10 protein-coding genes are annotated in these 14,995 nt (G+C 63.4%); 1 reads left to right on the top strand and 9 read right to left on the bottom strand.

Annotation, left to right across the window (positions count from 1 at the left end; translation table 11 throughout):
• Positions 1 to 6 precede the first annotated feature (6 nt).
• Genes hrpA through ACUY2Y_RS07655 form a run of 4 tightly spaced genes read right to left on the bottom strand, consistent with a single transcriptional unit; the run spans position 7 to position 8,537 of the window.
• On the bottom strand, positions 7 to 3,924 hold the full coding sequence (gene hrpA / locus ACUY2Y_RS07640; protein WP_448325486.1) for an ATP-dependent RNA helicase HrpA: 3,918 nt from the start codon (positions 3,922 to 3,924) through the stop codon (positions 7 to 9).
• Positions 3,925 to 3,971: 47 nt separating this feature from the next.
• Complete coding sequence (locus ACUY2Y_RS07645) at positions 3,972 to 4,913, bottom strand: LysR substrate-binding domain-containing protein (protein ID WP_448325487.1); 942 nt, start codon at positions 4,911 to 4,913, stop codon at positions 3,972 to 3,974.
• Positions 4,914 to 4,967: 54 nt separating this feature from the next.
• Positions 4,968 to 7,529 carry a DEAD/DEAH box helicase gene (locus ACUY2Y_RS07650; RefSeq protein ID WP_448325488.1) on the bottom strand — a complete coding sequence of 854 codons (2,562 nt, stop codon included), beginning with the start codon at positions 7,527 to 7,529 and terminating at the stop codon, positions 4,968 to 4,970.
• A gap of 27 nt (positions 7,530 to 7,556) precedes the next feature.
• A complete protein-coding gene (locus ACUY2Y_RS07655; RefSeq protein ID WP_448325489.1) occupies positions 7,557 to 8,537 on the bottom strand; it encodes a PAC2 family protein in 981 nt (326 codons plus the stop codon).
• A 214-nt stretch (positions 8,538 to 8,751) separates the two neighbouring features.
• On the opposite strand from ACUY2Y_RS07655, the gene ACUY2Y_RS07660 reads away from it, so the two are divergent.
• On the top strand, positions 8,752 to 10,044 hold the full coding sequence (locus ACUY2Y_RS07660; RefSeq protein ID WP_448325490.1) for a DUF4192 domain-containing protein: 1,293 nt from the start codon (positions 8,752 to 8,754) through the stop codon (positions 10,042 to 10,044).
• On the opposite strand, the gene galE is transcribed toward ACUY2Y_RS07660, so the two are convergent.
• From galE to ACUY2Y_RS07685, 5 genes are all read right to left on the bottom strand, one after another.
• Positions 10,045 to 11,004, bottom strand: a complete 960-nt coding sequence (gene galE / locus ACUY2Y_RS07665; protein WP_448325491.1) for a UDP-glucose 4-epimerase GalE — start codon at positions 11,002 to 11,004, stop codon at positions 10,045 to 10,047.
• Between the two features lie 51 nt (positions 11,005 to 11,055).
• Positions 11,056 to 11,748: an iron dependent repressor, metal binding and dimerization domain protein gene (locus ACUY2Y_RS07670; protein ID WP_448325492.1), complete on the bottom strand. Its 693-nt coding sequence runs from the start codon at positions 11,746 to 11,748 to the stop codon at positions 11,056 to 11,058.
• A 100-nt stretch (positions 11,749 to 11,848) separates the two neighbouring features.
• Positions 11,849 to 12,844: a sigma-70 family RNA polymerase sigma factor gene (locus ACUY2Y_RS07675; protein ID WP_210574257.1), complete on the bottom strand. Its 996-nt coding sequence runs from the start codon at positions 12,842 to 12,844 to the stop codon at positions 11,849 to 11,851.
• 172 nt (positions 12,845 to 13,016) lie between these two features.
• On the bottom strand, positions 13,017 to 13,451 hold the full coding sequence (dtd, locus tag ACUY2Y_RS07680; protein ID WP_448325493.1) for a D-aminoacyl-tRNA deacylase: 435 nt from the start codon (positions 13,449 to 13,451) through the stop codon (positions 13,017 to 13,019).
• A 15-nt stretch (positions 13,452 to 13,466) separates the two neighbouring features.
• Positions 13,467 to 14,990 (bottom strand): DUF7782 domain-containing protein, encoded by a 1,524-nt coding sequence (locus ACUY2Y_RS07685; RefSeq protein WP_448325494.1) that lies wholly within the window; start codon positions 14,988 to 14,990, stop codon positions 13,467 to 13,469.
• Positions 14,991 to 14,995 lie beyond the last annotated feature (5 nt).

Raw genomic sequence — 14,995 nt, forward strand, 5'->3', positions numbered from 1 at the left:
GCGTAGCTAGAGCTTGTCGATCATCTTCTCGATGCGCCGCGGACTCACCGGCTTCGCAGTGCCCAGACGCTGGGCGAACAGGCTCACACGCAGTTCTTGGATTCGCCAATTGATGTCTTTGACTGCCCGGGATTTTGCGCGGTTAGCGGGCAGGCGTTGGAGCTTGGCATCGCGGTACGCTTTGACGTCATCGATAACGGATTGGCGGTCGGCATCGCGGTCGGGGTCGAGGTTCATGTCGTCGAGACGCGCTTGGATCGCCGACATATAGCGCGGCAGGTGCTGGAGATTCTCGGTGCCGTGAATCGTGATCGCGTTCTTCGGCAGCAGGAAGCGCATTTGCTGCTTGATGTCGTCGATGGCGGGGCCGTCCCACTTGTCGATTTCGGCGGCGATGTTGACGTATTCGACGATTCCGCCGGCGAGTGCGACGACGGAGCGGCGAACAGCACCAGGAACCTGGGGTTTGACCGCGCCCAGCAGTGTCTTGAATTCGTCGGGAGTGCGCACGGGGCCGCCATTTTTCATCATGAGGTCGCGGATTGCGGCCACGCGCGCATCTTCGACGAGTCCAGCGGCACCACCGTGGGGATACTTATCCACGGCCACACGCTGCCGCAACGGCAACCCCTTCGTCATCTGGGAAACGTTGACGGGGATCTGGCGCATCAGCATAGTCAGCGTGGCCGTCATCATGGAGGCATCGGCGGCAGCCTTGGTGGGGAAGACCTTGACGCGGACGCCGTCGGCAGTCGCTTCCAGAGCGGGATACGCATCGACATCGTTGCCTTCGATCGTCGTGGTGACGGTTTCAGGCACGTCGCCGAGGGTATCGGCAGTCCAGTCTCTGGCGGAGTCGGATTCCGCTTTTTTCGTCGCCTTGGCTACAGAAGACGTGATGTGGCCAGCCTGGCGGTTTTTGAGAGCGATGAGGCTCTTGTCGTGATCGATGATTTTTCCGCGGCGGTCGACGGCAGCGAAGGTCATCGTGAGGTGCGCCGGCAGCGCATTGGGTCGGAAGTCGGACCCATTGATGCCGTGGCCGCCGAGGGACTGCAGCACGTCGGCGAGCTGTTCGGTGATGGGGGCTTCGAACGGAACGAGCTTGCCCATCGCCCGGTCGGCGAATTCCGGGGCAGGGACAACCGTTTTGCGCAGTGCTTTCGGAAGAGAGCGGATGAGTTCGGTGACCAGTTCCTCGCGTAGTCCGGGCACGAGCCAGTCGAAACCGGTGTCTTCGAGTCCCGCGAGGAGAGGAACGGGGACGAGCACCGTCACACCGTCGAAGGGGTCGCCGGGCTCGAATTTGTACTGGAGGTCGTAGTCGATGGAGCCGTGGCGCCAAGTGTCGGGGAAGGCGGTGTCGCCGGCGTCGGCGGAGGCGTCGTTAAGCAATGCCTCGGGGTCGAAGTCGAGGAAGGACGCGTCGTGCTGGCGCTTCTTCTTCCACCATGCGTCGAAGTGGCGGCCGGTGCCGATGTCGTCGGAGACGCGCTGGTCGTAGAAGTCGAACAGGGTGTCTTCATCGACGACGATGCCGCGGCGGCGCACCTTTTCCTCGACGGCAGCGGCTTCTTCGAGCAGAGCCGCGTTGTGCTTCAAGAACTTATGGTGAGCATTCCATTCGCCGTCGATAAGCGCGTGGCGGATGAACAGGTCGCGGGCAGCCTCCATGTCGACGCGGTGGTACGGGACCAAGCGGTCAGCGACGACGGTGACTCCGTAGAGCATCGACTTCTGGTGCACCATCGGCGCGGCGCGCTTCTGCGACCACACCGGTTCAGAATAGGAGTGCTTGAGAAGGTCGCGGGCGATCTTTTCCACCCAGGAGGGATCGATCGCGGCGACATCGCGCGCCCAGAGGCGCGACGTCTCGACGAGCTCGGCCGCCATGACGAATTCCGGCGGTTTCTTCGCCAGCGAGGAACCCGGGAAAACCATGAAGCGGGTCCCGCGGGCACCCTTGAATTCCTTGGAGTTTCCGTCGCGGGCACCGATATTGGACAGCAGACCGGTAAGTAGCGACTGATGGATCGCGTTGGTGTCGCGGTCGGCAGCATCGACGGCGGACGAGACATTCTTCCACCCGAGCTGCGCTTCAGCGTCGCGGAGCTGGCGCACAAGGTCGAACCACTCGCGGATGCGCATGTAGTGGAGGAATTCCTTCTTCATGCGTTTGCGGAAGGCGTTGCCGGACAGTTCGTCGCGGGAGTCTTTGATGTAGTCCCAGAGGTTCAAAGACGCGAGGAAGTCGGAGGAGGTGTCCTTGAAGCGGGCGTGTGCTTGGTCAGCCTGCGCCTGGTATTCCAGGGGGCGTTCGCGGACGTCCTGAATGGTCATGGCGGCGACGATGATGGTCACGTCACGGAGCACACCGAGCCGGTCAGCTTCGACGAGCATGCGCGCCATGCGCGGGTCGACGGGAATGCGTGCGATGTCGCGGCCGACACCGGTCAGCACAGGTTCAGCGTGGTCGCGCGAGTCTTTGATGGCGCCGAGCTCGTGGAGGAGCAGGAGGCCGTCGCGGACTGCTTTGGGTTCGGGCGGCTGCACGAAGGGGAATTCGGAGATATCGCCGAGCCGCAGATTGATCATCTGGAGGATGACGCTGGCCAGGTTAGTGCGCAGAATCTCCGGGTCAGTGAATTCGGGGCGCGCTTTGAAATTGTCTTCGGAGTAGAGGCGGATGGCGATGCCGTCGGCGGTGCGACCCGAGCGACCGGAACGCTGATTGGCGCTGGCCTGCGAGATCTCCTCGATAGGGAGACGCTGGACCTTGGTGCGGGTGGAATACCGCGAGATGCGCGCAAGGCCGGTGTCCACGACATAGTGGATGCCCGGCACGGTCAGCGATGTCTCGGCGATATTGGTGGCCAGCACGATGCGGCGGCCGGAGTGCGGTGAGAACACGCGGTGCTGCTCGGCATTGGACAGGCGGCCGAACAGGGGAGTGACTTCGACGCCGCGCCAGTGCTGTTTCTCGATGACTTCCATCGCGTCGCGGATATCGCGCTCGGAGGCGAAGAAGCACAAGATGTCGCCGTCGCCTTCGCGCATGAGTTCTTTCAGTGCGTCGATAAGCCCGTCGAGCATGTCGATGTCGACGACCTTGGTGCTGCCGTCCTTGGCGGCCACTTCCGTCTCCAGCGGCCGGTAGCGGATTTCCACCGGGTAGGTGCGCCCGGAGACTTCGATGATGGGCGCGGGTTCGCCGGAAGCGTCAGCGAAGTGCGCGGCGAAGCGCTCGGGGTCGATGGTCGCGGAGGTGATGATCACCTTCAGGTCGGGCCGCGCGGGCAGCAGGCGTTTGAGGTAGCCGAGGAGGAAGTCGATATTGAGCGACCGCTCGTGGGCCTCGTCGATGATGATCGTGTCGTAGGCGTTGAGGTACCGGTCGCGCTGCATTTCGGCGAGGAGGATGCCGTCGGTCATGAGTTTGACGGCGGTGGTGTCGGTAACGCGGTCGTCGAAGCGGATGGCGTAGCCGACGGTCTCGCCGATGTCTTGGCCGAGCTCGTGGGCGATGCGTTCGGCAACGGTGCGCGCGGCGATACGGCGCGGCTGGGTGTGGCCGATCAGGCCGCGGCGTCCGCGCCCGAGCTCGAGGAGCATCTTCGGGATCTGCGTGGTTTTGCCGGAGCCGGTCTCACCAGCGATGACGACGACCTGGTTGTCGCGGATGAGCTCCATGATGTCGTCGCGCCGCGCGGAGACAGGGAGGGATTCGGGGTACTCGATCGCGGGGACATGCTTATCGACGTCCGCTACTTTCCCCGCCTCTGCGTCCATGTCAGCGCTGATCTGGCCAAGCGCGTGCGGAGAACGCGCCTTTTTCAGGCGCCGCTTGAAACGCCGGACGCTGGCGATGGGCAGCTCGTCGAGGCGGCGGTAGAGCTCGTCGCGGGTGAGTTCAGGGTTCGTCATAGTCAACGCGCGAGTCTACCCGCGTGCGAGCAGCCGTCGTGCGGTGGCTATGCGCGCTTATCGACGGTCGCGTGGAACGCTTCCGCAATCAGCTCCCCGAGGGCAGTGAATTCCTCGGTGCGCGTGGACGATGAGCGGTGCACGAGTCCGATGTCGCGTGAGGCGGTGACATCGTCGGCGAAGTGCGCGACAGCGACGTTGGGGCGAGCGCATTCGACGGGGACGGCGGAGATAGGGAGAAGCGTGGCGCCGTAACCGGCGGCGACGAGCTGGATGATGGTGGTCAGTGAGGACGCGCGGGTGACGGATTCGGTCATTCCGGCTACGTCGAGGTTGGCGGTGCGGCACAGGTCCATGATCTGGTCGCGCAGGCAGTGGCCGTCGTCCATGAGGAGCATGTCGAGAGCATCGAGTTCGGCGAGCGCGACGTCGCTGCGGCCAGCGAGGCCGTTGTTTTCGTTCACGGCGATGGCGAAATCCTCGGTGTAGAGGGGAATTTCGTCGAGGCCGGTCGTGCCGGACGGAAAGGCGATGAGTGCGGCGTCGAGCTGGCCGTTGCGCAGTTGCTCCATGAGCGCCGGGGTCGTCTCCTCGACGACTTTCGGTTCGAGGTCCGGGTAGCGCTCTTGGACGAGGCACAGAAACTCTGGCAGTAGGTACGGCGCGATGGTGGGGATGATGCCGAGCGTGAGTTGCCCGTTGAGAATGCCTTGGGCACCGCGGGAGTGCTGCACGAAGAACTCGGCGGCTTCGAGCGTGGCTTGGGCGTAGGGGAGGAGGCGTTCGCCGACGGGGGTGACGATGACTTTGCGCGTCGAGCGCTCGATGAGCTGGATTCCCAAGCCGGATTCCAAGGCGACGAGTGCCTGGGACAGGGATGGCTGGGAGATCTGCAGATGGCTGGCCGCCGTGCCGAAGTGCCGGTGTTCGGCAATGGTCACGAAGGTGCGGATCTGAGCCAGCGTCGGGCGGTACTCCTTATTACTCATATCTTCAAAAACTACAAGGATTAATAGGTTGGTGCGGGAAAATAGCAGAAATACTTAATGGCGCATTTCAAGAGAGCTCAGCCGGACTTCGCCGGCGGCATCGGAAGCATCGAGGTCAACGGTGCCGTGCAATTGGAAAGAATTGTCGCCTTCAGGGTCTTTGACGATCTGAGTGACAGTCCAGCTGCGGGAGTCCGTGTCGGCCAGCACGAAGTACTCGGGTCCGCGGGCATCGGCGTCCAAGTCGACGTCGTCGTAGTCGTCGAAATAATCGTCCATGAGTGCAGGCCAGTCGGGCTGGTCGGCCAGCTCCATGTAGTCGAGCATGTCGGCGAGCTCTTTTTCCTTCTCGAATGCGAAAAGCTCGATCATGCGGAAGAAATAATTGCGCACCATGATGGTGAAGGCTCGGCGATTGGCGGTCAGAGCGGTCGGATCTTCCACGCCGAAGGCCAGTTCGCGTTCCAGATCGTCGCGGCTGATGGGGGTGTTCTCGTCGGCCATGTGGGCCCATTCGTCGATAAGCGATGAATCGACCTGGCGGATGAGCTCGCCGAGCCACACGATGATGTCGTCGAGACGCTCTGTCATGTACGCGTCGGGGATGGAATGCGACAGCGTGCGCCATGCGTCGGTGAGGTAGCGCAGGACGACGCCTTCGCTGCGGGCGAGACCGTATGTGGCGATGACGTCGGAGAATGTCATCGCGTGCTCGATCATGTCGCGCACGACCGATTTGGGGGAGAGGTCGAATTCTTTCGCCCACGGATTGCCGTGCACGAAGGTCTCGTAGGCGTCCTCGAGCTCGTCGCGCAGCGGCTGCGGGTAGGTGACGTCCTCGATGAGCGCCATGCGTTCGGTGTAGTCGACGCCGTCGGTCTTGAGTGCGGCGATTTCCTCGCCGCGCGCCGCGGATTGCTGGGCCTGGAGGAGCTGGCGCGGATCGTCGAGAATCGCCTCGAATGTGGAGATGACGTCCAAGTCGTAGGTTTCCGAGGCTGGGTCAAGCAACGTCAAAAACGCGAGCGCGAACGGCGACAGCGGCTGGTTGAGCGCGAAGTCCCGGTCGAGCTCCGCAGTCAGCGTGTACGGGCGGAACGCGGGAGAATCAGGTGTGCGCTCGACGACCTCGGCGGCGATGAGCCCGCGGAAGAGATCGACGGCGGTGAGAATGTCGCGGTTCTGCTTGGCGCGGGTGTCGTGGTTGTCTCGCAGCAAGTGCTTCATGTGCTCGTAACCGTCGCCGGGACGTGCGACGACGTTGAGCAGCATCGAGTTCGACACAGTGAATTGGCTGGTCAGCTCCTCGGGCTCAGCTTCAGTGAGCCGGTTGAACGTCTTCTCCGACCACGAGACTTCGCCGTCGCGCGGGGCCTTCTTGCGGATCTTCTTCAGTTTCTTCGGGTCGTCGCCGGCCTTGCGGCGGAGTTTCACATTCTCGATTTCGTGCTCCGGCGCTTCGACGACGACGGTGCCTTCCGTGTCGTAACCGGCGCGGCCCGCGCGTCCGGCGATCTGGTGGAATTCGCGGGATTTCACGATGCGCTGCTTCGTGCCGTCGAATTTCGCCAGCCCGGTCATGAGCACGGTACGGATCGGCACATTGATGCCCACACCGAGCGTGTCCGTTCCGCAAATGACCTTCAAATGGCCCGCCTGGGCGAGACGCTCCACCAGGCGCCGGTATTTCGGCAGCATGCCCGCGTGGTGGATGCCAATGCCGCGGCGCAGCAGCTTCGACAGTGTCTTGCCGAAGGTGGTGGTGAAGCGGAAATCGCCGATGGCGTCGCGGATCGCTTCTTTTTCCTCCGCCGAAATGATGGACATCGACGTGAGCGCTTGCGCGCGCTCCGTCGCCTCACGCTGGGAGAAATGCACGACGTAGATGGGCGCCTTACCGTCGGCAAGCAGCTCTTCAATGGTGTCGTGGACGGGCGTGAACACATAGTGGAAGTCCAGCGGCACGGGGCGCTCGGAGCCGCCGACATAAGTAGTTGTGCGGCCCGTACGGCGGGTCAGGTCGTCTTCGAGCCACTTCGTGTCGCCCAAGGTCGCCGACATGAGCAAGAACTGCGCCTTTGGCAACTCCAGCAGCGGCACCTGCCACGCCCAGCCACGCTCGGGCTCGGAGTAGTAGTGGAACTCGTCCATCACGACTTGGCGGATGTCGGATTTGGCGCCCTCACGCAGCGCGATATTGGCCACGATCTCAGCAGTAGCCGCAATGATCGGGGCATCGCCGTTGACGGTGGCATCGCCGGTCATCATGCCGACATTCTCCGGGCCGAAGATCTCGCACAGGGAGAAGAATTTCTCGCTCACCAGCGCCTTGATCGGTGCGGTGTAGAAAGACCGCTGGCCGCGCGCCATGGCGATGAAGTGCGCAGCGTTAGCCACCATCGACTTACCGGACCCAGTGGGCGTGGCCAAGATGACATTGTCACCGGACAACAGAGCCAGCGACGCTTCCTCCTGCGCCGGATACAGCGAGATCCCGCGCGAGGAGGTCCAGGAGGTGAAAGAGTCCCAGACTGCGTCGTCGATAAGCGTGCTCGGGACGTTCTCGAGATCCGCAATGGAATCTCCGAGCGTCGGTGCTGAGGCGTTGGAAGTCACCTCACCCACGGTACTAAAGGCGCGCGACTACTCGTCGTCGTCCGGCATATCGATGTCGTCGCCCGGGCCGAGCGTCCTATCGCGGTCGTCGATGGCCGCGAGGAAATTCTCGAATGCCGCGCCGATCTCCTCGCCGCTGGGCACCTGCGCCTCGCCCGGCATCATCTTCTGCGGGTTCTTCTTGCGGTAGGACGCCATCTCCGAGTCGTAGTGCTGCTCGAGCTGGCCGACGACGTTGGCGATCTCCTCGGAATTATTTGTCTGCTCGGCGAGCTGCTGCGCGACGCGCTCCATGTCGCGCTCGATCGCGCCCAGCGGGAACTTCAGGTTCGACGTATCCGAAACGGATTGCAGCAACTGGTAGACAGCCTGCGGGTACGGCGAAGACGCGACGTAGTGCGGCACGTGCGCGGTGTAGCCGGCGACGCGACGGCCGCGGGAGTGCAGCTCTCGCTCGATCATCACGGCGGCGGCGCCTGGAACGGACACCATGCCGTCGAACGTGAACATCTTCCCGACGAGCTCGCGGTCGTTGCCGTGTGCGGACACGACGAGCGGACGCGTGTGCGGCGCACCCATCGGCGCGGCGTAAAGGCAGATGGTCTTGTCCACGTTGAAGCGGTCGGCGAGATCCGCCACCGATTTCGAGAACGCCTCCCAGCGCAGATCCGGCTCTGGGCCGGACAGCAGCAGGAAGGACTCGCCCTTGGAATCGCGCAGCACGCGGATGTCTAGGTCAATGTCGTCGACGTCGCTGATCTCGTGCTGGCTCAGCGTCACCATGGGGCGGCGCGAGCGGTAGTCAATGAGCTCGTCGTTGTTGAACGTTGCGAGCGTGCGCGAATCGAGCGCGTCCTTCAGATGCCCGGCCGCGCCCTCGACGGCGTGCCCCGCGTCGGCGTAGCCCTGCATGGCCACGATGAGGGTGGGGCCAGAGGACGCGCCGTCTTCCACGGCGGGAGCCGGGTACTCCAGCTCGTACATGTGCCGCTGATCGTCTGACGTCATGTGTGTGACATCCTCCTTCTTGTGAACTAACACCCGGTACAACACCGCGGGCGTTAGGTTTCATTCCCACCTTACGGACCCCACGCGATAGGCGGTAACGCACGTCCCGCATTGTCCGGGAAAGCACAGCTTCGCTTATCGACGCACCCCCGCCGCGCTCCCCAGTTCTGCTTTCCTGGGAACCGATCCGGGGGGTGGGAAAGTCCAATAGGGCATGACACATTCATTCTCAGGACAACAGAAACCGACAAACTCGAACAACCCGAATTTCGATCCGTGGACCGACGACATCGGTTCCGTGGACGACCCGGCGACCATCATCGCGACCATTCCCGGCACGCTCGGCTATTACCCGCAGGAATCCGTCGTCGTGATCGGTCTCGTCCCGGACGACGTGAAAGGTGGGGAGCTCATGCTGGGGCCGGTGATGAGGGCGGATCTCTCGCACGCCGGCCAGTTGGGCAGCTTCTTGGAGACGGCGCCGGTGGAGCGCTGCGTCGCCTTCCTCGGCGTCATGGTGACCAGGACGCCGCTCGGTGAACTCGCGACCAGTGCCGCCCACGGACTGGAAGAGCTGACGCGTCCAGGCGGCGAACCGCTTATCGACGTATTGTGGCACGTCTCCGAAATCGCCCAGGGCACCCCGTACGAGATGGTCTTCGGGCCCGACCCGGAAGACATGAACCGGAACTGGCCCGAACTGAAATGGGACCGCGGCACGGTGGCGTCTGTGGTCAACTCGCCGGCGATGCGCGCGTGGCGCGACAACGGGATCCTGCCGGCGTTGAACCGTTCCGACACATTCGAGTACTTCGAGCAGGACTCCCACACGGGATGGGTGACGCTCGGCGGGGACAACATTGAGGTCGCGGCGTTCATCCGGGAGGCGCGTTTGTGTGCCGATGCACTGCGCCGCCAGATCGACCGCGGCGCGTCCACCCCTGGCGAATATGTGCGGGAAGCAATGGCCGCGCTGCGCAACGCCCCGGCTCAGCCACTCATCGCTTCAGACGGACGACCGAGCCTGGACAGCGTTTTCTCAGACACCGACGATCTTTTCGCGCTCGTGACGGTGTTGTCGCGCTCGATGCTGCGGGACTGCATTATCGGCACCGCGGTGCGGTACCCCGAGCAATCAGCGGCGGCTCTGCTTGCCGTGGCCCGGACATTCGATGGTGTGATCCGTGCGAATGCGCTGAGCTTGTGGGCGATCGTCGCCATTAGCAAGGGCTTGTCTTCCTGGGCGTCTGCGGCGCTGGCGACTGCGCAGGAGGACATGCCCAGGCACTCCATGTCAGCGATCTGCCAAGAGATTCTCGCCGCCGGCCAGCAGCAGCACCTCGTCACCACGATTCTGCAAGGGTGCGAATTGGCGTGCGCGCACATCATCGGAAACGCCGCCGAAGGCGACGGCGACGAATTCAACGATCTCGGCCGCGACGATGACGAAGCCGATGATTTCGACGATCCCGACGAGGATTACGGGGACCAGGCGGCCAGCGCGTAGCTAACGGGACTGGGTGTACTCCCATGCGTCCGCCACGATCTGGTCGAGGTCGGTGCGGGTGGGAGTCCATCCAAGTTCGTCCTTCGCGCGCTGGGAGGACGCGATCAGCGTTGCTGGATCGCCAGCGCGCCGGGGAGCGATGTCCGCGGGAATAGGGTGACCGGTCACGCGTCGGCACGCCTCGATGACTTCCTTGACGGAATAGCCGTCGCCGGAACCGAGATTGAAAATGCGGTGCTTGCCTGGCGTATTGGATTGCAGGGCGAGCAGGTGTGCGTCGGCGAGGTCGCGGATGTGGATGTAGTCGCGCACGCAGGTGCCGTCAGCGGTAGGCCAGTCGTCGCCGTACATGAAGATCTTCTCGCGTTTGCCCTGCGCCACCTGGAGCACCAACGGAATCAAGTGGGTCTCCGTCGCATGGTTCTCGCCGAGGCCACCGTAAGCACCTGCCACGTTGAAGTAACGCAAACTCGTTGCACCCAGTCCGAATGCGGCGGCATAGGAGGTGATGGCATAGTCGATGGCCAGCTTTGTCGCGCCGTAGGCATTCGTCGGGGCAGTGGGCATGTCCTCGGTGATCGGGACGCGCTCCGGTTCACCGTACGTCGCGGCGGTGGAGGAGAACACGAGGTTGGTCACGTTATGAGCGCGCATGGAGTTCAGCAACGTCAGCGTGGTGCCCACGTTGTCGCGCCAGTATTCGTCGGGCTTTTCCACGGACTCGCCGACTAGCGACCGGGCGGCGAAGTGGAGGACGCCATCGACGGGGCCGTCGGAAAGCACGTCGTCGATGACGTCGTTGATATCGCCCTCGACGAGCGTGGCGCCCTCGGGCACGGCATCGCGGTTGCCGGTCGAAAAATTATCGACGATGGTGACCGTGTGGCCCGCTTCCATGAGGACCTTCGAGCAGACGCTGCCGACGTAGCCGGCGCCGCCGGTGACGACGAGACGGGACATGAATTTCCCTCTTTCAGGGTTGGAGGCTAGTACGTTTAGTCAGCCTAGCTGCTACCCATGGACAGGGATGACGCGAAGCGCGTGCTCGAGGTCCGGTGCGAGGTTCACGCGGGAACCGGACTCGGTGACGAGCGACAGTGAGCCATTATCGTTGCGCTCGAGAGTGACATGTGCTCCGCGGGCGATGCCGAAGCGGCAGATCGACGAATAGTGCTCGGAATCGAGCTGGAGGATTTCGTTGATCTGCACGATCTCCACGTGGACCGGCTCGGAGACCTCGAGATCGCTGGCGCGTACCCCGAGGTCTTCTTCCGTCGCCGCGGTGTAGCCAAGCTCGTCAAGAGCGGGAATGGGATTGCCGAATGGCGAGCGCGTCGGGTCGTCGAGCACCCGGAGCATTTGGCGTTCCACGTCTTCGCTCATGACGTGCTCCCAGCGGCAGGCCTCGGCGTGAACCTGGCTCAAATCCAGATTCAGGACGTCGGTGAGCAGGCACTCGGCGAGGCGGTGCTTGCGCATGACGGAGGTGGCCAGTTCGCGGCCGCGTTCGGTCAGGGAAAGGGAACGGTCCGATTCGACCACGATGAGGCCGTCGCGCTCCATGCGCGCCACGGTCTGGGAGACGGTGGGGCCGGACTGGTCCAGGCGCTCGGCGATGCGAGCGCGAAGCGGAATGATGCCTTCTTCCTCAAGCTCGTAGACCGTGCGCAGGTACATTTCGGTGGTGTCTACGAGATCTCTCACTTCAGACTTCCTTCAATCCTTACACACGGCGGTTTATGACTAGAGCACATAGTAACCCAGAACGCACCGCCGTTTGGGCGGTGCGTTCAGGTCAGAGGCTCTACTGTGCGTAGTCGCGCAGGCGGTCGGCGCGGTCGCCGACGCGCAGCTTGCTCATTACTTCGCGTTCGATCTGGCGGACGCGCTCGCGGGAGAGGCCGAATTTGCGGCCGATCTGGTCGAGCGTGCGCGGCACACCGTCGTCGAGGCCGTAACGCAGGCGGATGACATCCTGTTCGCGCTGCTCGAGTCCGCCGATGATGTCGTTGATGTCATCGTGGCGCAGCACGGAGACAACGGCGTCTTCAGCGTCTGCGGCCTCAGCATCCTCAATGAAGTCGCCCAACGGGGCTTCCTCGTCGGCGCCGACGGGCATGTCCAAGCTCACCGGGTCACGGGACTGACGCAGCAGCATTTCGATCTTGGATTCTTCGATGCCGGACTCTTCCGACAGCTCCTCGTTCGTTGGTTCGCGGCCGAGGGACTGGTACATCTCGCGGCGGATGCGGGAGAGCTTATTGACCTGCTCGACCAGGTGGACTGGGAGGCGGATCGTGCGCGACTGGTCCGCCATGCCGCGGGTGATTGCCTGGCGGATCCACCAGGTGGCGTACGTGGAGAACTTGAAGCCCTTGGTGTAGTCGAATTTCTCCATCGCGCGGATGAGGCCGAGGTTGCCTTCCTGGATGAGATCCAGCAGCGGCATGCCGCGGCCGGTGTAGCGCTTGGCCAAGGAGACGACGAGGCGCAGGTTGGCTTCCAGGAGGTGGGAGCGTGCCTTGCGGCCTTCCTTTGCCAGAATCTTCAGGTCGCGGCGCTTGGCGCGGGTGAGTTCTACCTCAGGGTCGTCGAGGAGGTGCTGGGAGTACAGCCCGACTTCGATCTGTTGGGCGAGTTCGACTTCTTCCTCAGCGTTCAGCAATGCGGTCTTGCCGATGCCGTTGAGATAGACGCGCACGAGGTCGGCGGAAGGGTTGTCATTCGTCTGATTGCGCCGGCTTCCGCGGTCGACCTTTTCTTCATTGTCATCGACATGATCCACATTGGGCTGAGTCATGGATGAAAGCTCCTTCAAGTCTTGCGAATCTATCGTTCTAACGCCGGACAAGAGCAGATTGTTCCCGCGGTAAGACCCTGCCGCTTTTGCGTGCATTCGTGCAGCTCATCTGCGGGTCTGGTATGGGGAGCGGATGCGCGGTTGCCGTGATTGGGACTTTAGCAGGTTGCGTTTAGCTTTCAACAGTTACGGTAAACGGTCCGGAGTTGACCGACGCGACCTCCATCATTGCCCCGAAACGGCCTTCTTCGACATGGATTCCGCGCTCGCGCAAACCGGCCGCGATCTTCGCGATGACGGGTTCGGCGACGTCGCCCGGAGCGGCGTCGGACCACGACGGGCGGCGGCCTTTTTTGGTGCGTCCCATGAGCGTGAATTGGCTGACGAGGAGGACGGGTGCGCCTGCGTCCTCGGCGGATACTTCGCCGTCGAGAATGCGCAGTTCGGCGATTTTGCGCACCATGGTCTCCCAGGCGTCGTCAGCGTCGTTGTTGCCGACTCCGACGAGGGCGAGAATCCCGCCGGTGTCGGGGCAGTCGATGGCTCCGACGGTCTCACCGTCGACGGTAACGGAGGCCTGCGTGACACGGGTGAGCACGGCTTTCATTGGGGATCCTTTCGGCTAGCTGTTCAGGCTGACGAGGTCGGCGGGGAGGACGAAGCCGTGGCGGATCAGGTCCACGATGACTCCGGCGGCATCGTGGGCGAGTGCTTCTTCGGCATCGTCGTCGAGTCCGTGGGAGGCGGCCCAGAGGGAGACGATGTCGCGCAGCGGCAGCCCGTCGGGGTTGAGTCCGGCGATGATCGCGGCGACCGCGTCGTCGATCTCGTGGCTGAAACGGGGGCCGTCGGTACGCGTGATGCGTTTGACCTCGGGGGCAAATCCCATGCCGGTCTCGGCGTCGGCGAGGCTGACATCTTCGAGGGCGATGCCGGGACGCAGCGCATAGCGCGCATCGAGCACATCGCTTATCGACGTCTCCCGCAGCCACTCCATTCTCACGAAATACTCCTCGACCTCTGGACCGAGCGGGTCTGTGAACGGTTGGGAAAGCGTTTCGGTCACGACTTCTGTGGGGGCGTCGCCGATCTTGCGGATGAAGATCCAGCCGAACCCGACGGCGCGAACGTCTTGTTCGCGGAAGTGGGCGAGCCACTGCCGAGTGCGGGCGATCCCGTTGGCTGAGCGGGGGTCGACGGACTCGTCCTTGAGCCACGTGGAGACGTATAGCGCGGGGTCCACGACATCGCGCTGCAGCACCCACGCGGAGACACCGGTGGAGGGGAACCAGCTGGCCACGCGCTGCTCCCACGACTGTTCGCTGGTGTGTACCCAGGAGCCCAGGATGAAGGCGGAACCGCTGTCTTCCAGGTAGTCGGGGGCAGAGGACACAACGAGTTCGGTGGCACCGTCCAAGTCGAGGCCGGAATCGCGGTAGACGTGGCCGACCTCGGGCAGGCCCACGACAAAGGGCGGGTTGGCCACGATGCGGTCGAAACGCTCGCCTTCGACGGGCTCGAACCAGGAGCCGTGGCGCAGGTCCACATTGGTCGCCTCGGCGCCGGCCATCGTGGCATCGGCGAGAATAAGGGCGCGCTCATGGACATCCGTGGCCACCACGCGTTCAGCACAACCCGACTGCGCCAGAGCCTGCACACCGGAGCCGGTTCCTAAGTCGAGCACTGAGTCGACGGGAGTCAGCGGCGTGGCGGACAGCAACGACAAGCTCGCCGCACCGACACCGAGAACGTGGTCAGGGCCTGGCACGTGGTCGGTCATGGAAGCATCCAGGTCAGAGAAAATGAACCGGTCGCGCCCGGCAATGATGTGGGGCCGGATGTCCAATGCGATTTCCAGGTCGCCGGAGGGGGTGGGGGAGACCACGGCGGCGTCGATAAGCGAAAGAACGAGCCGTGCCGGAAGGAACTCGGAGAGCTGTTCCGCTGTCATCTTTTCGCGCACGAGGAAGAAGCGGACGAGGCCCGACAAGCGCGAATCATCGCACGCCTCTACAACCGCGCCGGGCTCCCCGCGGAAGAGCGCCTCCATGGCGTCGGGGCCGAGGTGCGCGGCGATGGAATCCGAGGTGAACCCGGCGGAAGTGAATTCGCGGATCAACTCGCCCGCGATGTCGGTGGGGTGCACGGATA

This window comes from Corynebacterium sp. 20-84 (assembly GCF_053479455.1).

Coding starts and splice junctions, on each gene's coding strand:
- ACUY2Y_RS07675 (WP_210574257.1), bottom strand. CDS start 12,844: ATGACTCAGCCCAATGTGGATCATGTCGATGACAATGAAGAAAAGGTC.
- galE (WP_448325491.1), bottom strand. CDS start 11,004: ATGTCCCGTCTCGTCGTCACCGGCGGCGCCGGCTACGTCGGCAGCGTC.
- ACUY2Y_RS07655 (WP_448325489.1), bottom strand. CDS start 8,537: ATGACGTCAGACGATCAGCGGCACATGTACGAGCTGGAGTACCCGGCT.
- ACUY2Y_RS07660 (WP_448325490.1), top strand. CDS start 8,752: ATGACACATTCATTCTCAGGACAACAGAAACCGACAAACTCGAACAAC.
- hrpA (WP_448325486.1), bottom strand. CDS start 3,924: ATGACGAACCCTGAACTCACCCGCGACGAGCTCTACCGCCGCCTCGAC.
- dtd (WP_448325493.1), bottom strand. CDS start 13,451: ATGAAAGCCGTGCTCACCCGTGTCACGCAGGCCTCCGTTACCGTCGAC.
- ACUY2Y_RS07645 (WP_448325487.1), bottom strand. CDS start 4,913: ATGAGTAATAAGGAGTACCGCCCGACGCTGGCTCAGATCCGCACCTTC.